Consider the following 20,939-nt stretch of genomic DNA (forward strand, 5'->3'; position numbering starts at 1 on the left):
GGACAATAGCGTTGCGGCCAGGCAATAATGTGTCTGGTTGATGCTCAGGAGCGGTGAAGTTCAGGAAGGGCGCTATGGTACTGGAAGGTAATGGATTCGTCACCTGTCAAAAAAGCCCCAGCTGCCCGGTAATCAGTGTAGCAAAGTCATCCTGCACAAAGGGCAATATCCCGTCGGCCACCGGCTGCAGCTGCTTATGCAAATAATGATCGTAGTCCAGCGGCGACGTTCGCGCCTCCAGCGGCTCCGGGCCGGAAGTGGCGATCACGTAGCGAATAGAACCGCCTTTTTGATACTGCAGCGGACGGCCCAGCTTTTTATTATGCTCGTCTGCCAGGCGGCCGCGCGCACGTGCGGCGGCACATTACGCTCATATTCGTGCAGCGGACGGCGCAGCCGCTTTTTATACACCAGCTGCGCATCCAGCTCGCCGTTCAGCAGCTGGCGCACCGTGGTGCGAATATAGTCCTGCCAGGGCTGCCCACGAAAAATACGACCATACAGTTCCTGCTGGAACTGCTGCGCCAGCGGCGTCCAGTCGGTACGTACCGTTTCCAGCCCTTTAAACACCATCCGTTCCCTGTCGCCTTCGCGAATTAAACCCGCGTAGCGCTTTTTGCTGCCCTGTTCCGCGCCGCGAATGGTCGGCATCAGAAAACGGACAAAATGCGTTTCATATTCCAGCTCCAGCGCGCTTTCCAGCTGATATTCCGCCTGTAAATGGGTGCGCCACCACTGATTTACGTGGCTGACCAGCTGTCGGCCAATGGTATCGGCGCTGGCGCTGTCATGAGGGGCTTTCAACCAGACAAAGGTGGAATCGGTATCGCCATAAATAACCGTGAAACCCTGTGCCTCTATTAGCTGGCGCGTCTGCTGCATAATTTCGTGCCCGCGCAGGGTAATCGACGAGGCCAGACGCGGATCGAAAAAGCGACAGGCGCTGGTGCCCAGCACGCCGTAGAAGGCGTTCATAATAATCTTTAATGCCTGCGACAAGGGTTTATTGCCCTGACGTTTCGCCTCTTCCCGTCCCTGCCAGATTTGGTTAACCATCGCGGGCAAACAGTGGTTATGCCGGGAAAAGCGCGCGTGACGGAAACCGGGCACCGAGGCGTCATCTTGCGGATGCGCCAGCCCTTCGATCAGGCCCACCGGATCAATTAAGAAAGTACGAATAATAGCGGGATAAAGGCTTTTATAATCCAGCACCAGCACCGAGTCGTACAGGCCGGGACGCGAATCCATCACATAGCCGCCGGGGCTGGCCTCCGGCGCAATCTCGCCGAAATTAGGCGCAACAAAGCCGGCGCGATGCATACGCGGAAAATAGAGCTGGCTGAAGGCCGCCACCGATCCGCCGTGCCGATCCGCCGCCAGGCCGTTGACGCTGGCGCGCTCCAGCAAAAAAGGCATCAGCTCGGTTTTCTGGAAGATGCGCGTGACCAGCTCGCAGTCTTTCAGGTTATAGCGCGCCAGCGCGGGCTTATCGCTGGCGAAGCGCTGATTGATCTCTTCCATCCGCTGCCACGGATTATTAATCGCCTTACCTTCGCCCAGCAGCTGTTGCGCAACCGACTCCAGGCTAAACGAGTCGAAGCTCCAGAAGGCGGACTTCAGCGCCTCGATGCCGTCGATAATCAGACGGCCCGTCGCCTGCGCAAAAAACACGCCGGGCTTAAAACCGTGTTCGCGCCATTCCAGCGGCTGCTGGTTGCGCCCCAGACGCAATGGAATGCCATAGCGGTCGGCATGTTTTTGCAGGACGCGCAGATCAAACTGCACGACGCTCCAGCCAATCAGCACATCAGGATCGTGCGCGGCGAACCAGGCGTTCAGTTTTTCCAGCAGCTGCGGGCGGCTGGCAACATAGTGCAGCTCAAAATCGATCTGGCTGGCATCGCCGTTTTCCGGCCCTAACATCCAGACAATGCGCTGACCGCAGCCTTCTATGCCAATGCAGTAGAGTTCGCCGTGCTGGTTAGTTTCAATATCGAGCGAGGCCCACTTCAGCGGCGGACGATAATCGGGATGCGGCTTAAGGCGGGCATTGATTAAATCAACGCCCGCTGGCTCACCGCTAAACCAGACCGGCGCGGTAATAAAGCGCTCCATCAGGAAACGATCAGGCGGACGCACGTCCGCTTCATACAGTGGGATGTTGTTTTCACGCAGCAGCTTTTCCAGCCGCTGGAGCTGGCGATACTGTGAACAGTAAAGGCCCAGCACCGGACGCTGACGGAAATCTTTCAGATCGAGCGGCGTCAGCCGCCAGTGGCGTTCATTGGTCAATAGCCGCTGCGCTTGCTGCTGATATTCGGCGGGCAAAAAGGCGACTGATTCCTGCGGCGGCAGCACCAGACGCTGCGGCCCGTTATCGGTCGCCAGCCATAGTACGATCTCGGTGCCGTTTGGCGTATCGCGCCAGTGGCGCGTTAGCAAAAAGCCTGCGCGGATATTGCTCACCAGAAGCCTCTGAAAACCTGAAAACTGCGCTGATTATAACATGTTTATTTATACAGTGCTCAGGCCGCTTGCGACGTGGCGAAGGGTTTGAATTCGGGACAGGTCTTGCATCAGCTTCTCATTTTCACCGGTATCAATGAGCGGTTAACGATACCGCATTGGACGCGGCTGCGTAAAAAGCCGCGTCGGCAGGGAGCGCACTGAATGACAGCTTTAACCTTTCCTTGTACTGTTTTTTCTACTCAGAGAAAAATGGATGACAGGGCGGCGGCGGATATGCGATACGGCGACCTGACGGCTTCCCAGCTGAAAAAGGGTTATCTGCTTACGGACGTATCGGAAAAAGTCGATCCTTATAGCGGCACGCAGCTTACGCCGTTTAATTTACCGCAGTCGCGCTTTTACACCCATCCTTCCGCCAGAAATGCGGAAACCTGCTCGTATGAGGCCAGCGCGAAGCTGCTGTTTGATGAAATGCGCAGCCTTAGCTGGCCTTTTTCTGTTTACAGTCCCTATCGGCAGCTGATTAATAAGATGATTGACCATATGCAGTACGGTAACGGTATGCCCTTCAGCGATGCGGCACTGGATATGGCGCTGAGGAATCAGAACTGGAAGATAATTCGGATGATAGCTCTTTGAAAGCGATAAGAGGAACCCTTGACAAATATGTTGATTACAAAAATCTTACCTATTCGCAAGACATTATCTCATTATTAAATAATGCTATTAGTAAAACCAGATTGCCTAAGTTCAATAGTACAAGCGATAATGCTAATGGTTTAGGTATTACGGTGCATGATATTTATTCGGTTAAAATAGAAGTATTGGCATTGGAATTTAATGAGAAAAACTGGCAGGTCAGGCTGCGATATAGAGCTCAGGATCATTTCGGTCTCGACGATAACGATATTATGCAAAAAAAATTTCATCAGTTTAATTTTTTTAGAATTTGGTTCGTTTTACAAAGATTTGAAAAATTTGGCTTTAAGCCCTTCTTTACTAATATGAGTGCGGGTATAAATATTAACGGCGAAAATAAATGATGAAATTAATAGAGCTCATACTATTGGTGGGTATTATTGCAGTTAGTATAGCCTTATGGGGCTTTTATTTTGGATGGAGAGAGGTGAGAATTATCGCCGTACATAAAGATAAATATAGTTATTCTGTGTTGGTGGATGATTTCCCTAAGCTAGCCAGGCAAAAAATTATCTGGTGGGTAAAAAATAAAGAAAGGGTGATAAATATGTATGGTCTGTCAGATTCCAGTGATACGGCGGATTTTAATATCTATTTTTGGCGCTTTGGCGATGGTTATAATGAACTGGGGAAATATGATCGCCTTTGCTTTGAAGATATGCCGCCGCCAAAAAACTGCATTGAGAAAGATCGGCTGATGTATATTACCTTAACCCGTAATGGTGAGGTCAGCTACTGGCTGAACGATACCCGCTATATCCAGAAAGCAGACGGCAGGCTTGTAGAAGTGGGATTTAACTAAGCCGTGAAACATCCGGTCGTCACGCCAGTATCAGAGCAAATGCAAAGGCCTTAATATGGCAGGCGCAACGCTTCTTATCCCGCACGACGCTGCAATAAAGCTTCCTGCCAGCACCTGACAATATCCCCATACAAATCATCCCTTGACGCTATGTCATCTGCTCAGGACAATCCAGCCGAAGATTATTCTGAGGTAGCTTATGGAAGCCTGGCTGGAACACCTGATTACCCAATCGCTTGAATGGGCGCTGTTTGCCGTGGCGCTGGTGACGTTTCTTGAGTCGCTGGCGCTGGTAGGGCTGTTGCTGCCCGGCACGGTGATGATGGCCAGCCTGGGCGCGTTAATCGGCGGCGGCCAGCTGGGGCTTTATCCCGCCTGGGCGGCAGGTCTGGTGGGCTGCCTGCTGGGCGACTGGCTTTCTTATGGCATTGGCTGGAAATTCCAGGGGCCGCTGCATCGCTGGCCGTATCTGAAAAAACATCAGAAAATGCTGGATAAAACCGAGCATGCGCTGCACCAGCACAGCATGATCACCATTCTGGTAGGACGTTTTGTTGGGCCGACGCGGCCGCTTATTCCGATGGCGGCAGGGATGCTGGAACTGCCGGTGCGTAAATTTGTGCCGCCGAGCGTGATCGGCGGTATCTTTTGGCCGCCGCTTTATCTGCTGCCGGGCATTCTGGCCGGGGTTGCGATTGACGTGCCGAAGGATGCGCAGAGCGGCGGATTTACCTGGCTGCTGCTGGCGGTGGCGCTGCTGGTCTGGTCTGGCGCGTGGCTATGCTGGCGCTGGTGGCGTGCCGACAAACAGCGTGACTGGGCGACGCGCTGGCTGCCCGTGCAGCGGCTGCGCTGGTTGGCGCCGCTTGGCTTTATTCTTGGCGTTGGCAGCCTGACGGCGATCCAGTTTCATCCAATGATGCCGATTTTCCGCCAGCTGTTATGGAAGGTATTTGTCGGTTAAGCCTGTTTAATTCTGGGCAAATATCAAAAGCGAACCCGGTAGCCTGCTTACTGACCGCTTCCGGCGTGGCGAAAGGTTTGAATTCGGGACAGGTCTTGCATCAGCTTCTCATTTTTGCCAGCATCAATGAGCGGATAACGATACCGCATTGGGCGCGGCTGCGTAAAAAGCCGCGTCGGCAGGGAGCGCACTGAATGACAGCTTTAATCTTTCCTTGTACTGTTTTCTCTACCCAGAGAAAAATGGATGACAGGGCGGCGGCGGATATGGCGCTGAGGAATCAGTTACTAAAGGATAATTCTGGGAAATCCTCGTTAAAAGCGATTGAGTCTGTTATTAACAATGGTATTAATTATAAACAAAAAAACTTTCCTAAAGAAAAATTTAGAAATTTTGATATTGCTATTCAGACAACTATACTTCCTAAGTTTGCCAGAAAAGAGGATAGTATAAACGGGTTAGGTATAACCGTACATGATATTTATTCTATAGAGATAAAATTGTTATCATTGCAGATATTTGATTGTTCATGGGAAGCTGCAATGCAATATGTAGCTCAGGACCACTTTGGTCTTGATGATAATGACATTATGAAAAATAAGTTTCGCCAGTTTAAATTTTTCAGGATTTGGTTTATTCTGCAACATTATGATGATTTTGGTTATAAGCCTTTCTTTACTAATATGAGTGCTACAATTAAACTGAGCGGTAGTAAAAAATGAACTGCAGATTGAAAGTCTTCTTAATATTACTGGCGTCAGTTTTTATTGCCGTAATTATTGGGGTTGTATATCTGTCATGTCAACTGATTAACATAGTTGCTACTCATCAGTATTATAGCCGAAGTGATATTCTTGTTAATCGATTTCCGTGGACTGATAAGGGTAAAATAAAATGGTGGGAAAATAATAAGCTTTTTTTTCCAAAATAAATATCATATTCCTAAACCCGATGGCTCAGGCGACTATAGTATTGCTGTCTGGCGCTTTGGCGATGGCTATAAAGAGCTGGGAAAATATGATCGCCTCTGTTTTGACGATATGCCGCCGCCAAAAAACTGCATTGAAAAAGATCGGCTGATGTATATTACCTTAACCCGTGACGGAGAGGTCAGTTACTGGCTGAACGACACCCGCTATATTCAAAAGGCGGACGGCGAACTGGTTGAGGTAGGATTTAACTAAACCGTAAAGCGTTCAGTAGCCCAGCCAGGTTTCATCCGAACGCATCCACTTTCTGATACAGCGCATTGAGCCACTCTGGCAGCGGTAACGTGCCCGTCAGCGCCTGGCAATATGCCATACAAATACTGCTGATGGCGCATAGCAAAAGCTAATGCTGATAGCGGATACCCAGCACTTCCGCCGCCTCGGTTTCTCCACGCAGCAGCGTGTCGGTTGCGCCGTCCCAGTAAATTCGCCCGTCAACCACCAGTACGCTGCGTGCGGCAATTTGGGCGGCATCTTCCAGGCTGTGCGATACCATCAGCAACGTAAGCTTACGTTCGCGGCAAACTTCATCCACCAGCGTCAGCATCTCTTTACGCAGCGCCGGATCGAGCGCGGAAAACGGCTCATCCAGCAGCAAAAGCGGTTTTTCACGCACCAGACAGCGTGCCAGCGCGGCCCGCTGGCGTTGGCCGCCGGAAAGCGCGCCCGGCAGACGATCGAGACAGGCTTCCAGTCCTACCCGCTGCGCAATCTTCTCAACCTGTTGCTGCTGCGCCGCATTCAGTTTTAAGCCCGGATGCAGCCCAAGCCCAATATTTTGCGCCACGGTCAGGTGCGCAAATAAGTTGTTGTCCTGAAACAGCATCGATATTGGCCGCTGCGCGGGCGTGCTGTGCGTATGATCTGCGCCGTTCAGCACGATGCTTCCACTGTGCGGCGTCAGAAAACCGGCCACCAGGCTGAGCAGGGTACTTTTACCGGCGCCGCTTGGCCCCAGCACCGCCACGCGCTCGCCCGGCTGCAGCGACAGTGTGAAACGCATCGGCAAATGATGGTACATCCAGGTGAGGTTAGTCAGCGTTAGCATGGCGTCCCGGTAGCTTTTCAATAAGGGTGAACAGAATAAAGCAGAGCAGCAGCAGCAGCAGCGCCGTTACCGCGCCATCGGCGCTGCGATAGGCGCCAATCTGCTGATAAAGATAGAAGGGCAACGTACGGAAATCGGCGCTGCCAAACAGCGCCACCACGCCAAAGTCGCCAATGGAAAGTACGCAGGCAAAGGCCAGCGCCTGAGCCAGCGGCCGCTTCAGCGCCTTCAGCTCAATCATCCGCACCCGCCGCCAGCCGTGAATATCCAGCGATAAACAGAGACGATGATAGCGTTCGGTAATGTCATACATGGGATTTTCCAGCACTTTCATCGCGTACGGGATCGCCATCAGCGCGTTGGTAAAAATCACGATGCCGTCCGCCTGCTGTGGCAGCCCGACAGAGCCGTTAAGCAGCAAAAAGAAGCCGGTCGCCAGCACAATGCCCGGCATGGCGAGGATTAGCATCCCGCTCAACTCCAGCGCTTGTCCGGCCAGCAGGCGTTGACGCTGACGCAGCTCACGGCTGCTCCACAGCAGCAGCATGGTCAACAGCACGGCAAACAGGCCGGCGGCCAGCGCGATACGCAGTGAGGTCCAGGCCGCCTGCCAGAGAGCAGGCTGGTGCAGCAGGCCGCTAAAGCCCTGACGCGCGCCGTCAACGATGACCGCCAGCAGCGGCGGCAGCAGTAACAGCAGCGCCAGCATAATAAATAGCGTATCCCGCAGCCGTGAGCTCAGGCTGCTATTGGCCGCGCGCCAGCCGCTCAGGGAAGCATTGCCGGTTGGCAGCGCCTTGCTCAGACGCTGGCTTAGCATCACCAGCCCCAGGCAGCAAACCATCTGCAACAGAGAGAGCAGGGCAGCACGGGCGGGATCGTAGTCGTAGCTGAGCGCCTGGAAGATCGCCAGTTCAATGGTGGTCGCCTGCGGCCCGCCGCCCAGCGACAGCACGGTGGCAAAGCTGGCGAAGCAGAGCATAAAAATCAGCGCTGCCGCCGGTAAAACCTGGCGGCGCAGCCAGGGCCACTCGACCAGGCGGAAAAAATTGAAACCCTCAATCCCCAGTTGAGCCGCCAGCTGACGTTGCTCGCCGGGAATATTTTCCAGCGCCTGCAACAGCAGGCGCGTCGCCAGCGGCAGGTTAAAGAACATATGCGCCAACAAAATGCCCTGTAACCCATACGGGGAAAAATCATACCTGATGCCGAACAGCGTACAGAGCTGCGCCAGCCAGCCTTCGCGTCCGTAGACGCTCAGCAGGCCGAACACCGCTACCAGCACCGGCAGCACCAGCGTCATCGCGCACAGTCGCAGCAGCAGCTGGCGTCCGGGAAAGCGTCGCCGCCAGAGCGCACGGGCCAACGGAATTGCCGGAACCACCGACAAAAGCGCGGAAAGTAACGCTTGCCAGAATGAAAAGGCGACGACATGCCGCAGATAGCTATCCTGCAGCAGGCTGCGCCAGTCGTTGTCCGGCGCGTTAAACCACAGCGCGCCAAAGGCCAGCAGCGCCACGCCAACCAGCAGCGTGGCGGTCAGCAGACCCGGCCACAGCCAGCCGGGGATCAGCGGCTGACGGCGCGTTGCCATGCGTTAATCCATTCAGCGCGCTGCTGCGCGACCTGTTGAGGCGTAAATTCCAGCGCGGTTTTCGGTACCGTCATCTGGTTGAAACCGTCAGGCAGTACGGTTTTGGTGACCGGATACATCCAGTTGCCGGTGGGGATAGTCTGCTGGAACGGCTCACTGAGCATAAACTGTATAAACTGCTGCGCCAGCTGCGGGTGGCTGCTGTTTTTCAGCTGCGCCGCCACTTCAACCTGCAGGTAATGCCCTTCAGCAAAATTCGCCGCCGCATAATGATCCTTTTTCTCAGCAATCAAGTGATAAGCCGGTGATGTGGTATAGCTCAGCACCAGATCGCCTTCGCCTTTCAGGAACAGGCCGTAGGCTTCGCTCCAGCCTTTGGTGACGGTAACGGTTTTTTGCGCCAGCTTCTGCCACGCCTGCGGCGCATCGTCACCGTACACTTTTTGCATCCACAGCAGCAGGCCCAGGCCCGGCGTGCTGGTGCGCGGATCTTCATAAATCACCCGCCACTTTTGATCGCTTTCAACCAGTTCTTTCAGGCTTTGCGGCGGATTTTTCAGCTTGTTTTTATCGTATACGAAAGCGAAATAGCCATAGTCATAGGGAATAAAAGTACGGTTATGCCAGCCGCCCGGCAGCGTCAGGCTGGCGGTATCGACGTTGCCGGGCGTGAACAGGCCGGTCTGTTCTGCCGCCTGTACCAGGTTATTATCCAGGCCAAGCACCACGTCAGCCTTGCTGTTTTTACCTTCCATCCGCAGACGATTCAGCAGCGATACGCCATCTTCCAGCGCGACAAACTTCAGCTCGCAGCCGCATTGCGCTTCAAACGCTTTCTTTACCGCCGGGCCGGGGCCCCATTCAGCCGCGAACGAGTCATAGGTATAAACGGTTAAGGTGGGTCTGGCAGCAAAAACCGGGGCGGACAATAACAGCAGGACGGGCAAAGCTTTTTTTAACACGTTGCGCTCCTTAAGGAGGAAAAATAACAGGGCGCATGATCTGAGGGGATACCGCATCTCAAATCCCTACGCCGGTATCAACCGGATCAGGTTCGACGGGTTTCTCTCAGTGGAAAACAACCGCGCTTTCCACACCCCGTTGAGAACGGCTGTTAGTGTAGTGTTTTCGTTGGGTTTACGAAAGCGTCAGGTTTCCGGCGGCGCAAACCACGCCGATTTAAAATCAAACCAACCCAGCGTATTCATCCGTACGCCGCGCATGCTGCGCTGTCCCTCCAGCAGAAGCCAGTGATGAAACAGCGGATGCAGATAATGGCCGTCCACCAGATTTTTACACCAGTCCGCCAGCGACAGTTCCTGCTGACGCCAGCGCCCGGCATCAGCCTCCCAGTCAATGTCGATGCAGTGATGCAACAGCGGCAGCTCATACAGCAGGGCAAAAACGGAAAACTTCAGCGGCAGGGTGAAGTTAACGCTGCCCAGCCAGAGATCGCTTTCCGCTGTGCCGTGATACCAGCAGGCGTAATCTACCTCCTGAGTAATCAAGCGGATACCCTGCGCCGCCAGCAGCGGCTCCAGCAGTCTGGCGATACCCTGATGCTCAATATGATCGCTGTACCAGGTCAGCGTCAGCTCAGTTAGCCCTTCCGGCTTAGCGGCGATAGGCTGTTCCGGGCGATGTTGCCAGCGTGGCAGCAATCCCCAGGCGGGAAACCAGTAGCGTTGATAGCCGGCACTGGCGTTGTTCAGCAGGTTTATTGGGTTTAACAGCGTGCTGACCCAGCGGCGTATCTGCCGATCGCGTCCTTTTTCTGAACGCCGATCGAACAGCAAAAAGTAGCAGCCTTCTTCCAGCCGACTCTCTTCCGATTTTTCATCTTCGCTGCCGCCCTGCAGCTTAACGCCAGCGTAAACCAGCTCTTCGCTGATCTCAGGCAGTACCCAAATATTGACCTCGTCAATTAACGCGCGATAGCCGAAATAGTCATCAAACGCCTGTATCTTAAGCTGCGACTGCTGGTTGTGGATGACCGCATAGGGGCCGGTGCCGATCGGCTGGCGGCTATAGTCTGGCAGCTCTGGCCACTCCTGCGGCAGGATCATGGCGCTGGCGCTGCCCAGCAGCCACGGCAGCCAGCGATCGGGTTGGCTAAGGTGAATATCCAGCGTCCATGACGTGGGCGATTCGATCGCGGTCAGATGGGAAAATAGCGGCTGCGACGTCAAACGTTGCAGGCTGTAGATCACATCCGCCATATCCAGCTCGCGGCCGTGGTGAAACTGAATGGCCGGACGCAGATAAAAGCGCCAGTGACGTGGCGAAAGGCACTGCCAGTGGTGGGCAATATCCGGTTCCGGTTCCCCATTTTCCTCATTTATGCGCACCAGACTGCTAAAAATTTGCCGTGCCAGATGCGTTTCCGAACGGCGCAGCGGCGAGCCGGGCAGCAGGTTAAGTAGCGGACGATAATAGAGAATGCGCAGGATATGCTTGCCCTGACGGAAGCTGCGTCCCAGCCGCGCGGTAATCATCTGTCGCGCCTGGTTTTTATCACCGACCAGCTGTACCAGCTGGTCGATGCGATCTTGCTCCAGCAGCTCTGCGGCACGCTGCTGCTGCAGCGCCAGCCCGCTGGTATAGAAATGCAGCCGTGAGCGTTTGCCGCGTCCCGCCTCCGCCTGCCAGCTCAGCCAGCCTTCGGCCTGCATCGCATTTAACAGGTTACGCATATGGCGACGCGAGCAGTGCATCTGTTGCGCCAGCTGCTGCAGCGTGGTTTCCTGCGGCTGGCCGTTACAGTTTTGCCACAGGCGAATAAAATGATGTTGCAGGCGCGATGAAGGCATAAAAGAGGAACTCTGTTGAAAGATTGGTCAGTTTTTTTGTTCCCTTATTATGGCGATAATTGCGACGGATAAAAGTGCGGGAGGCAGCCTTATCGGCTGGCGTACTTTTATCCTGACGGGGCGCGTTTGATGTTGTGGAACCGTAGCCCCGTTATTTCATCTGAGTAGAGTGCAATTACACCGCCAGCAGGCATTTACGCTGCTGGCTTTTTTCGTTTTCCTGTGCTTTCTTCTACAACGATAACTGCTGCCATATGCCTTACGTCTGCCTGCGGCGTCTCTTTTGCGGGTATTTGCCGTTCTCTTTTTCCAGGTACAGGAAAACTTATGAAATTTCTGCTGACGCGCCGCCGCCGTCTCAATCCGGTTTATCTGGCTTTTATGGCCGTCTCTTTTATGGTGGGCATCGCCGGCGCCCTGCAGGCACCGACGCTGAGCCTGTTCCTTTCGCATGAGGTGGGCGTACGGCCCTTTTGGGTTGGCCTGTTTTATACCGTTAACGCCGTGGCCGGGATTGTGGTCAGCCTGCTGCTGGCGAAGCGCTCGGATAACCGGGGCGATCGCCGTAAGCTGATCCTGTTTTGCTGTTCGATGGCGTTGGTTAATGCCCTGCTGTTCGCCTTTAACCGCCATTACCTGACGCTGATAACCCTTGGCGTGCTGCTCTCCTCGTTGGCCAGCGTTTCCATGCCGCAAATCTTTGCGCTGGCGCGTGAATATGCCGATCGCTCGGCGCGTGAAGTGGTGATGTTCAGTTCGGTAATGCGTGCCCAGCTTTCGCTGGCGTGGGTTATTGGGCCGCCGCTCTCTTTTGCGCTGGCGCTGAATTATGGTTTTACCACCATGTTTGTAGTGGCGGCGATCCTGTTTCTGATTTGTCTGGCGCTGGTGGGCTTCGCGCTGCCTTCGGTGCCGCGCGTAGAGCAGTCGCCAGAAGTGCTGCTGACGCAGATCAGCGCCTGGCGTAATAAAGATGTGCGTCTGCTGTTTGTCGCATCCATGATGATGTGGACCTGCAATACGATGTATATCATCGATATGCCGCTTTATATCAGCACGGTGCTGGACCTGCCCGAACGGCTGGCCGGTCTGCTGATGGGCACCGCCGCCGGGCTGGAGATCCCGATTATGCTGCTGGCCGGGCATTTCGTAAAACGCACCGGCAAGCGGCGTATTATGCTGATCGCCGTCGCATCCGGCGTGCTGTTTTATCTGGGGCTGGTGCTGTTTCAGTCGCGTACCGCGCTGATGGCTCTGCAGATTTTTAACGCGCTGTTTATCGGCGTTATCGCCGGGATTGGTATGCTCTGGTTTCAGGATTTAATGCCGGGGCGGCCTGGGGCGGCAACAACGTTGTTTACTAACAGTATTTCAACCGGCACGATTCTGGCCGGGCTGTTACAGGGGACGCTGGCGGAGTCGTTTGGACACTATACGGTTTACTGGCTGGCGTTGGGGCTGGCGATGATAGCCTTTGCCCTGGCGACGCGGGTGCGCAACGTATAAGGCTTGACAGAAAAGCAGAAGCCTTCCGGGCCGAAGCGCCGGAAGGTCCGTTATCGATTAATGCAGGAAAGCGGGCTGTTTCTGCTCGTAGTCGGCGATAGCCGCATCGTGTTGCAGCGTCAGGCCAATACTGTCGAGGCCGTTAATCATACAGTGGCGACGAAAGCTGTCGATTTCAAAAGTATAGATTTTATCGCCGGCGTTAACGGTCTGGCTGGTTAAGTCAACCGTAAACTGAATGCCAGGCTGCGCCGCGACCAGACGGAACAGCTCATCCACTTCCTCTTCGCTTAACCGTACCGGCAGCAGCTGGTTATTAAAGCTGTTGCCATAAAAAATATCGGCAAAGCTGGGGGCGATCACCACCTGAAAACCGAAGTCGGTTAATGCCCAGGGCGCATGCTCGCGCGACGATCCGCAGCCGAAGTTTTCTTGCGCTAGTAAAATGCTCGCGCCGTGAAACTGCGGCTTATTCAGCACAAAATTCGGGTTCGGCTGCGTGCCCGCGTCATCTTCAAAACGCCAGTCGTGAAACAGGTGCTGTCCAAAGCCGGTACGGGTAACCTTTTGCAAAAACTGCTTGGGGATAATCGCATCGGTATCCACGTTAGCCGCATCCAGCGGGGCGACAATGCCGGTATGTTGGGTAAATTTTTTCGCCACGATCGATTCCTCAGTTCAGTTCACGAATATCAGCAAAGCGGCCGGTTACGGCGGCGGCGGCGGCCATCGCCGGGCTGACCAGATGCGTGCGTCCACCACGGCCCTGACGGCCTTCAAAGTTACGGTTGCTGGTGGAGGCACAGCGCTCGCCGGGATTCAGGCGATCGTTATTCATCGCCAGGCACATAGAACAACCCGGCAGACGCCATTCAAAACCCGCCTCAAGGAAGATTTTATCCAGACCTTCCGCTTCCGCCTGCGCTTTTACCGGGCCTGAACCTGGCACCACCATCGCGACCACGCCCGGCGCAACTTTACGCCCTTTGGCGATTTCAGCCGCGGCGCGTAAATCTTCAATGCGTGAGTTCGTACAGGAGCCGATAAAGACTTTATCGATGTTCACCTCGGTCAGCTTAATGCCTGGCTGCAGATTCATATAAGCCAGCGCTTTTTCCGCCGATGCGCGCTCTACCGGATCGGCAAAAGAGGCGGGGTCGGGGATCTGCTGATTAACAGCGATCACCTGGCCTGGGTTGGTGCCCCAGGTGACCTGCGGCGCGATCCCGGCTGCATCCAGCGTAACCACGACATCGAAGTGCGCGTCGCTGTCTGATTTCAGGGTACGCCAGTAGTTAACGGCCTGTTCCCACTGTGCGCCCTGCGGCGCAAACTGACGACCTTGCAAATAGTTAAAGGTGATGTCATCGGGCGCGACCAGGCCCGCTTTCGCCCCCATTTCAATCGCCATATTACATAACGTCATGCGGCCTTCCATGCTCAGCGCTTCAATCGCCGGGCCACAAAATTCCACTACGTGACCGGTGCCGCCCGCACTGCCGGTTTTACCGATAATCGCCAGCACAATATCTTTCGCCGTAATGCCCGGCGCGGCCTGGCCTGTCACTTCGATTTTCATCGTTTTGGCGCGGCCCTGCTTCAACGTCTGCGTCGCCAGCACGTGTTCCACTTCCGAGGTGCCGATGCCGAAGGCCAGCGAACCGAAAGCGCCGTGGGTTGCAGTATGCGAATCGCCACAGACGATGGTCATGCCCGGCAGCGTCATACCCTGTTCCGGGCCGATAACATGCACAATACCCTGATAAGGATGGTTCAGGTCATACAGCTGTACGCCGAACTCAGCGCAGTTTTTAATCAGCTCCTGCATCTGAATACGCGCCATCTCGCCGGAGGCGTTGATGTCTTTGGTTTGCGTCGAGACGTTATGGTCCATGGTCGCGAAGGTTTTAGACGGCTGGCGAACCTTACGGCCGTGAGCGCGCAGGCCGTCGAAGGCCTGCGGTGAAGTCACCTCATGAACCAGGTGACGATCGATATACAGCAATGGCGTCTCGTTGGGCGTTTCATACACGACATGGGCATCAAACAGCTTCTGGTATAATGTTTTGCTCATTTTTTAGACTTCCTCGGCGATAAAGCGGGCGATAATCGAGCCCATCTCATCGGTGCTTACAGACGGACCATTACCGGCCAAATCACTGGTGCGATAACCTTCTTCCAGCGCGCGGTTAATGGCGCTTTCAATCGCGTTAGCGGCGTCATCCGCATCCAGGCTATAGCGCAGCAGCAGCGCCAGCGACAGGATTTGCGCAATCGGGTTGGCGATATTTTTACCGGCAATATCAGGAGCTGAGCCGCCAGCCGGCTCGTACAGACCAAAAGCCTGCTCGTTCAGGCTGGCCGAAGGCAGCATCCCCATCGAGCCGGTGATCATCGCGCACTCGTCAGACAAAATATCGCCAAACAGGTTAGAGCAGAGCAGAACGTCAAACTGCGAAGGATCTTTAATTAACTGCATGGTGGCGTTATCGATATACATATGGCTCAGCTGTACATCGGGATAATCTTTTGCCACTTCGCTGACGATTTCACGCCACATCACCGAGGTTTGCAGCACGTTAGCCTTATCGATCGAGGTGACTTTGCTGCGACGCTTGCGCGCCGACTCAAAGGCGATACGGGCGATGCGTTCGATTTCGAAGCGGTGATAAACTTCGGTATCAAACGCTTTTTCATGCATACCGCTGCCTTCGCGGCCTTTCGGCTGACCAAAGTAGATGCCGCCGGTCAGTTCACGTACGCACAGAATATCGAAGCGCGCGCGGCAATATCGCTGCGCAGCGGACAGAAAGCTTCCAGACCGTTATATAAACTGGCAGGACGCAAATTGCTGAACAGTTTGAAATGCTTACGCAGCGGTAACAAAGCGCCGCGTTCCGGCTGCTGGGCGGGCGGCAGATGTTCCCACTTCGGCCCGCCGACCGATCCAAACAGAATCGCGTCTGCCTGTTCACAACCGGCCACCGTAGCCGCAGGCAGCGGCTCACCGTGACGATCAATAGCGATGCCGCCCACGTCATATTCACTGGTGGTAATGCGCATGCCAAAACGCTGACGAATCGCCTCCAGCACTTTTACCGCCTGAGCCATTACTTCAGGACCAATGCCGTCACCCGGTAATATTGCGATATGATGAGTTTGCGTCATGGTTATACCGTTTCCTTCTGTTCTTTAATCGATTTACGCTGGAGCTCCTGCTCCACCTGTTTGGCACGCCAGATATTATTTAATGCGTTAACCATCGCTTTAGCGGAGGATTCAACAATATCGGTCGCCAGGCCAACGCCGTGGAATTTCCGGCCGTTGTAGTTGATAACAATATCTACCTGACCCAGCGCATTTTTACCGTGGCCCTTAGCGGAGAGCTGATAGTTGACCAGTTCGGTATCAAACGTGGTGATACGGTTAATCGCCTGGTAAACGGCATCAACCGGGCCGTTGCCGGTGGCGGCCTCTGACTGAATCTCATCGCCGCAGGTCATATGTACCGAGGCGGTGGCGGTAATTGAGGAGCCTGACTGGACGTTGAAATCTTTCAGCTGAAAATATTCCGGCTCTTCGTTTTGCTTATTGATAAAGGCCAGCGCTTCCAGGTCATAGTCAAATACCTGACCTTTTTTATCCGCCAGCTTCAGGAAGGCGTCATACAGGGAATCGAGGTTATAATCGCTTTCCTGATAACCCATCTCTTCCATACGGTGTTTTACCGCTGCCCGGCCAGAGCGCGACGTCAGGTTCAGCTGTACCTGATTCAGGCCGATCGACTCCGGCGTCATGATTTCGTAGTTTTCACGGTTTTTCAGCACGCCATCCTGATGAATACCGGAAGAGTGGGCGAAAGCGTTGGAGCCAACCACCGCTTTATTGGCCGGGATCGGCATATTACAAATTTGGCTGACGGTTTGGCTGGTGCGCCAGATTTCATGGTGTTGAATATTGGTGTGAACGTTCATCATGGCGGCGCGGGTCTTAATCGCCATAATGACCTCTTCCAGCGCGCAGTTACCGGCGCGTTCACCCAGCCCGTTCAGCGCACCTTCAACCTGGCGGGCACCAGCCATTACCGCCGCGATAGAGTTGCCGACCGCCATGCCTAAATCATCATGGGTATGGACCGACAAAATCGCTTTATCAATATTAGGGACACGCTCACGCAGCGAAGCGATAATGTGGGCGTATTCCTGCGGCAGGGTATAGCCAACGGTATCAGGGATATTGATAGTGGTAGCGCCGGCATCAATCGCCGCTTCCACGATGCGGCACAGATCGTCAATCGGCGTACGGCCGCCATCTTCACAGGAAAACTCAACGTCACTGGTATAATTACGGGCGCGCTTTACCATATAGACCGCACGCTCAATAACTTCCGGCAACGTACTGCGTAACTTGGTCGCAATATGCATCGGCGAGGTGGCGATAAAGGTATGAATGCGGAAAGCTTCTGCTATACGCAGCGCTTCATAAGCGGCATCAATATCTTTCTCAACGCAGCGCGCCAGCGCACAGACGCGGCTGTTTTTAATGGTGCGGGCAATGGTCTGAACGGATTCAAAGTCGCCAGGCGATGAGACCGGAAAGCCGACTTCCATTACGTCAACGCCCATACGTTCCAGCGCCAGTGCAATCTGCAGTTTTTCTTTAACACTCAGGCTGGCCTGCAAAGCCTGTTCGCCGTCGCGCAGAGTGGTATCGAAAATAATGACTTGTTGGCTCATCGTATTTTTCCTTTCAGTTTGGCTTTTACCGGTTCGCCTGTGTCACGAGCATAAAAAAACCCGCGCATCGGCGCGGGTTTTTTCGTTTTGTGAACCTGAATCAGCGACTGATTCCGCCCACACGACTACCGCGCAAGTGATATGCGTTTAGTAGTAGTCCGAGTAGGCGAAATGAACGAATCATTGAATCAGGCTCCCTAAATTTCTGTGCTGTTTTTATTGGTACTTGATTGCGTCAGGGATGTCAACCCTGCCCGTAGCCGCGAGTTGCATAAATGGAGCTGATGGAAAAGAGATAAATGCCACAGCCGCGGATGTCAGCAGAATATATGATGGTTATTGTAATTAAATCAATTTAAAGCATTAATAATCAATTGCTTAGTTATTTCTCCTGGTGCGGGTTATTGAATGTTAAGGAGTTATTAATGCAAAAGCAGAAATTTTTATGCCAAAGCATTGGCGCATTCACCGGATAAAATAGCAAAGCCAATGGATACGGTAGAATATCTTACCGGCGTTATTTTTTTGGTCTTTTCTTACCGGGCAGCGGCAAGGGTGAAAAAACTAATAATGATAAGTTATTGCCATGAATAAACCGATGCGCAGCACAATACGCTGATATTAAGCGGCTGTTGTAGCGTTTTTTCTGCCAATCAGCCAGGTTAACAGCTGAATAAAGAAAACCTGGCGGAAGCCGCCGATAAGTTTAGGGTTTACCCAACAAGATTTCTGCGGTTATGGTAATTGTCCAAAGCCAAGATAAAAATCTGCAAGGGCTTCATTTCCCCTGTACCTGCCCCTGAAAATACATTTCAGGGTTTGAGCATTAACACTGTTTAACTCTGCGTAAAGCCATCGCCGGGCGCTGGCGCGGTGATGGTGGGTAACGACCTGAGTAGAGAGCAAACTGAAAGCCGGGAGGCAAAAATGGAGATGTTATCAGGAGCTGAGATGGTGGTCCGATCGTTAATCGATCAGGGCGTAAAGCATGTATTTGGTTACCCCGGCGGGGCAGTGCTGGATATTTATGACGCGCTACAAACCGTAGGCGGCATCGATCATGTGCTGGTGCGTCATGAACAGGGCGCGGTGCATATGGCCGATGGCTATGCGCGCGCTACGGGAGATGTCGGCGTGGTGCTGGTCACCTCCGGTCCCGGCGCAACCAATGCCATTACCGGCATCGCGACTGCCTATATGGATTCTGTTCCGATGGTGGTGCTGTCCGGCCAGGTTCCTTCTTCGCTTATCGGCTACGACGCGTTTCAGGAGTGCGATATGGTGGGCATTTCACGCCCTGTCGTAAAGCACAGCTTTCTGGTGAAGCAGACGGAAGAGATCCCGACCATCATCAAAAAAGCGTTCTGGCTGGCCGCCAGCGGTCGTCCTGGTCCGGTGGTTATCGATCTGCCAAAAGATATACTCAATCCTGCCAATAAGCTGCCGTATGTCTGGCCGGAAAGCGTCAGTATGCGTTCTTATAATCCGACAACCCAGGGGCATAAAGGCCAGATTAAACGCGCGGTTCAGGCATTGCTGGCTGCTAAAAAGCCGGTGATGTACGTGGGCGGCGGCGCCATTATTTCCGGCTGCGATGAAGAGCTGCGGACCCTGGCGGAAAAGCTGAATTTGCCGGTCACGAATTCGTTAATGGGGCTGGGCGCGTTTCCGGGAACTCATCGTCAGAACCTCGGCATGTTGGGGATGCATGGAACCTATGAAGCCAATATGACGATGCATAACGCCGACATTATTTTTGCCGTTGGCGTACGTTTTGACGATCGCACCACCAATAACTTGGCGAAGTATTGCCCGAACGCCACCGTACTGCATATTGATGTCGATCCGGCGTCAATTTCAAAAACCGTGGCGGCGGATATTCCGGTAGTTGGCGATGCGCGTCAGGTGCTGCAACAGATGCTGGAACTGCTGCCGGAGGGCGATACGCGGCAGGATTTCGATAGCCTGCGCGACTGGTGGCAGAGTATTGAAGGCTGGCGCGCGCGTCAATGTCTGGAATTTGACCGCAGCAGCGACAAGATCAAGCCGCAGGCGGCGATCGAGACGCTGTGGCGTCTGACCAAAGGCGAGGCGTACGTTACTTCCGACGTGGGTCAGCATCAGATGTTCGCTGCGCTCTACTATCCTTTTGATCGCCCGCGCCGCTGGATTAACTCCGGCGGTCTCGGCACCATGGGCTTCGGCCTGCCTGCGGCGATCGGCGTTAAGCTGGCGCTGCCGCAGGAAACGGTGGTTTGCGTCACCGGCGACGGCAGTATCCAGATGAATATTCAGGAACTTTCCACCGCTCTGCAGTATAACCTGCCGGTTCTGGTGCTAAACCTGAACAACCGCTATCTGGGCATGGTTAAGCAGTGGCAGGATATGATCTACTCAGGTCGCCACTCCCATTCCTATATGGAATCGCTGCCGGATTTTGTGCGTCTGGCTGAGGCCTACGGCCACGTTGGCATCTCCATTTCTCATCCGTCAGAACTGGAAGAGAAACTGGCGCTGGCGCTGGAAATGGTAGCACGGGATCGCCTGGTATTTGTTGATGTTAACGTAGACGGCAGCGAACACGTTTACCCGATGCAGATCCGCGGCGGCAGTATGGACGAAATGTGGTTAAGCAAAACGGAGAGGACTTAATTATGCGTCGTATTTTATCGGTTCTGCTGGAAAACGAATCTGGCGCATTGTCCCGCGTGGTTGGGCTGTTTTCACAGCGCGGCTACAATATCGAAAGCCTGACGGTCGCGCCTACTGACGATCCGACGCTGTCACGCATGACGATCCAGACCGTTGGCGATGAAAAGGCGCTGGAGCAGATTGAAAAGCAGCTGCATAAGCTGGTCGATGTACTGCGCGTTACCGAACTGGGGCAGGGCGCGCATATTGAACGTGAAATCATGCTGGTGAAAATTCAGGCCAGCGGCTACGGACGTGAAGAGGTAAAGCGTAGCGCGGAAATTTTCCGTGGGCAGATTGTTGACGTGACGCCAACGCTTTATACGGTTCAGCTTGCCGGCACCAGCGATAAACTGGATGCATTTCTCAATACGCTACGTGACGTAGCGGAAATTGTCGAAGTTGCGCGCTCCGGCGTGGTAGGGGTTTCACGCGGCGATCGTATTATGCGTTAATTACCTATTGTGATAATCCATTCTGTTGCTAACCCGGCGTTCTGCCGGGTTTTTTTATTTTCTGATGCGCCTCATTTTTGCATTAAAAGCGGTTGCCCGCTGGCGCTTTCTGCGGTTAGATGTAAAAAAAGCTTATCCTTAGCCATGCTGCGGCTATTGGCCGGCATCATGACGTT

15 protein-coding genes, 3 pseudogenes and 1 riboswitch are annotated in these 20,939 nt (G+C 54.0%); of the genes and pseudogenes, 9 read left to right on the plus strand and 9 right to left on the minus strand.

Annotated features, from left to right (window positions below):
• Positions 1-106: 106 nt before the first annotated feature.
• Positions 107-2,466 (minus strand): annotated as a pseudogene (gene polB / locus COO59_RS11005) (DNA polymerase II).
• Between the two features lie 252 nt (positions 2,467-2,718).
• Here polB and COO59_RS11010 point away from each other — a divergent pair.
• From COO59_RS11010 to COO59_RS21485, 6 genes and pseudogenes are all read left to right on the plus strand, one after another.
• Positions 2,719-3,512 (plus strand): annotated as a pseudogene (locus COO59_RS11010) (DUF3289 family protein).
• On the plus strand, positions 3,509-3,970 hold the full coding sequence (locus COO59_RS11015) for a DUF943 family protein (protein ID WP_103059841.1): 462 nt from the start codon (positions 3,509-3,511) through the stop codon (positions 3,968-3,970). Before COO59_RS11010 ends, COO59_RS11015 begins: the two are co-directional and overlap by 4 nt.
• Positions 3,971-4,169: 199 nt before the next feature.
• Positions 4,170-4,934, plus strand: a complete 765-nt coding sequence (locus COO59_RS11020) for a DedA family protein (protein WP_103059842.1) — start codon at positions 4,170-4,172, stop codon at positions 4,932-4,934.
• A 194-nt stretch (positions 4,935-5,128) separates the two neighbouring features.
• Positions 5,129-5,656 carry a YPO3983 family protein gene (locus COO59_RS11025; RefSeq protein ID WP_103059843.1) on the plus strand — a complete coding sequence of 176 codons (528 nt, stop codon included), beginning with the start codon at positions 5,129-5,131 and terminating at the stop codon, positions 5,654-5,656.
• Entirely contained in the window at positions 5,653-5,865 is a 213-nt protein-coding gene (locus COO59_RS21640; RefSeq protein ID WP_103059844.1) for a DUF943 family protein, read from the plus strand. Before COO59_RS11025 ends, COO59_RS21640 begins: the two co-directional genes overlap by 4 nt.
• Positions 5,843-6,118: a DUF943 family protein gene (locus tag COO59_RS21485; protein WP_276308270.1), complete on the plus strand. Its 276-nt coding sequence runs from the start codon at positions 5,843-5,845 to the stop codon at positions 6,116-6,118. The genes COO59_RS21640 and COO59_RS21485 overlap by 23 nt, the downstream gene beginning before the upstream one ends.
• Before the next feature lie 148 nt (positions 6,119-6,266).
• Here COO59_RS21485 and thiQ read toward each other — a convergent pair whose 3' ends face one another.
• The 4 genes from thiQ to sgrR form a co-directional block, all read right to left on the minus strand.
• Entirely contained in the window at positions 6,267-6,971 is a 705-nt protein-coding gene (thiQ, locus tag COO59_RS11040; RefSeq protein WP_103059846.1) for a thiamine ABC transporter ATP-binding protein ThiQ, read from the minus strand.
• Positions 6,955-8,565: a thiamine/thiamine pyrophosphate ABC transporter permease ThiP gene (gene thiP, locus COO59_RS11045; RefSeq protein WP_103059847.1), complete on the minus strand. Its 1,611-nt coding sequence runs from the start codon at positions 8,563-8,565 to the stop codon at positions 6,955-6,957. The genes thiQ and thiP overlap by 17 nt, the downstream gene beginning before the upstream one ends.
• A complete protein-coding gene (thiB, locus tag COO59_RS11050; protein ID WP_103059848.1) occupies positions 8,541-9,527 on the minus strand; it encodes a thiamine ABC transporter substrate binding subunit in 987 nt (328 codons plus the stop codon). The genes thiP and thiB overlap by 25 nt, the downstream gene beginning before the upstream one ends.
• Before the next feature lie 45 nt (positions 9,528-9,572).
• Positions 9,573-9,676, minus strand: a riboswitch (TPP riboswitch).
• A 37-nt stretch (positions 9,677-9,713) separates the two neighbouring features.
• Positions 9,714-11,375: an HTH-type transcriptional regulator SgrR gene (gene sgrR / locus COO59_RS11055; RefSeq protein WP_103059849.1), complete on the minus strand. Its 1,662-nt coding sequence runs from the start codon at positions 11,373-11,375 to the stop codon at positions 9,714-9,716.
• Between the two features lie 327 nt (positions 11,376-11,702).
• Between sgrR and COO59_RS11060 the strand changes: the two genes are divergently transcribed.
• Positions 11,703-12,881, plus strand: coding sequence for an MFS transporter (locus COO59_RS11060; RefSeq protein ID WP_103059850.1), 1,179 nt, complete (start codon positions 11,703-11,705; stop codon positions 12,879-12,881).
• 57 nt (positions 12,882-12,938) lie between these two features.
• Here the strand turns inward: COO59_RS11060 and leuD are convergent, their stop codons facing one another.
• The 4 genes and pseudogenes from leuD to leuA all read right to left on the minus strand — a co-directional run bounded on the left by leuD (position 12,939) and on the right by leuA (position 17,617).
• Positions 12,939-13,544, minus strand: coding sequence for a 3-isopropylmalate dehydratase small subunit (leuD, locus tag COO59_RS11065; protein ID WP_103059851.1), 606 nt, complete (start codon positions 13,542-13,544; stop codon positions 12,939-12,941).
• Between the two features lie 10 nt (positions 13,545-13,554).
• A complete protein-coding gene (gene leuC, locus COO59_RS11070) occupies positions 13,555-14,955 on the minus strand; it encodes a 3-isopropylmalate dehydratase large subunit (RefSeq protein ID WP_103059852.1) in 1,401 nt (466 codons plus the stop codon).
• Between the two features lie 3 nt (positions 14,956-14,958).
• Positions 14,959-16,049: pseudogene (gene leuB / locus COO59_RS11075) on the minus strand (3-isopropylmalate dehydrogenase).
• Positions 16,050-16,051: 2 nt separating this feature from the next.
• Positions 16,052-17,617, minus strand: a complete 1,566-nt coding sequence (leuA, locus tag COO59_RS11080) for a 2-isopropylmalate synthase (protein WP_103059853.1) — start codon at positions 17,615-17,617, stop codon at positions 16,052-16,054.
• Between the two features lie 927 nt (positions 17,618-18,544).
• Between leuA and ilvI the strand changes: the two genes are divergently transcribed.
• Positions 18,545-20,269 (plus strand): acetolactate synthase 3 large subunit, encoded by a 1,725-nt coding sequence (gene ilvI / locus COO59_RS11085; protein ID WP_103059854.1) that lies wholly within the window; start codon positions 18,545-18,547, stop codon positions 20,267-20,269.
• A gap of 2 nt (positions 20,270-20,271) precedes the next feature.
• On the plus strand, positions 20,272-20,763 hold the full coding sequence (ilvN, locus tag COO59_RS11090) for an acetolactate synthase small subunit (RefSeq protein WP_103059855.1): 492 nt from the start codon (positions 20,272-20,274) through the stop codon (positions 20,761-20,763).
• Positions 20,764-20,939 lie beyond the last annotated feature (176 nt).

Origin of the sequence: Mixta theicola, assembly GCF_002895925.1 — a bacterium.
GTDB lineage: Bacteria > Pseudomonadota > Gammaproteobacteria > Enterobacterales > Enterobacteriaceae > Mixta > Mixta theicola.

Bases quoted from the DNA above. Each gene is read 5' to 3' on its own strand.
- COO59_RS11015 (WP_103059841.1), top strand. From the start codon at position 3,509: ATGATGAAATTAATAGAGCTCATACTATTGGTGGGTATTATTGCAGTT.
- COO59_RS11020 (WP_103059842.1), top strand. From the start codon at position 4,170: ATGGAAGCCTGGCTGGAACACCTGATTACCCAATCGCTTGAATGGGCG.
- COO59_RS11025 (WP_103059843.1), top strand. From the start codon at position 5,129: ATGACAGCTTTAATCTTTCCTTGTACTGTTTTCTCTACCCAGAGAAAA.
- COO59_RS21640 (WP_103059844.1), top strand. From the start codon at position 5,653: ATGAACTGCAGATTGAAAGTCTTCTTAATATTACTGGCGTCAGTTTTT.
- thiQ (WP_103059846.1), bottom strand. From the start codon at position 6,971: ATGCTAACGCTGACTAACCTCACCTGGATGTACCATCATTTGCCGATG.
- thiP (WP_103059847.1), bottom strand. From the start codon at position 8,565: ATGGCAACGCGCCGTCAGCCGCTGATCCCCGGCTGGCTGTGGCCGGGT.
- sgrR (WP_103059849.1), bottom strand. From the start codon at position 11,375: ATGCCTTCATCGCGCCTGCAACATCATTTTATTCGCCTGTGGCAAAAC.
- COO59_RS11060 (WP_103059850.1), top strand. From the start codon at position 11,703: ATGAAATTTCTGCTGACGCGCCGCCGCCGTCTCAATCCGGTTTATCTG.
- leuC (WP_103059852.1), bottom strand. From the start codon at position 14,955: ATGAGCAAAACATTATACCAGAAGCTGTTTGATGCCCATGTCGTGTAT.
- leuA (WP_103059853.1), bottom strand. From the start codon at position 17,617: ATGAGCCAACAAGTCATTATTTTCGATACCACTCTGCGCGACGGCGAA.
- ilvI (WP_103059854.1), top strand. From the start codon at position 18,545: ATGGAGATGTTATCAGGAGCTGAGATGGTGGTCCGATCGTTAATCGAT.
- ilvN (WP_103059855.1), top strand. From the start codon at position 20,272: ATGCGTCGTATTTTATCGGTTCTGCTGGAAAACGAATCTGGCGCATTG.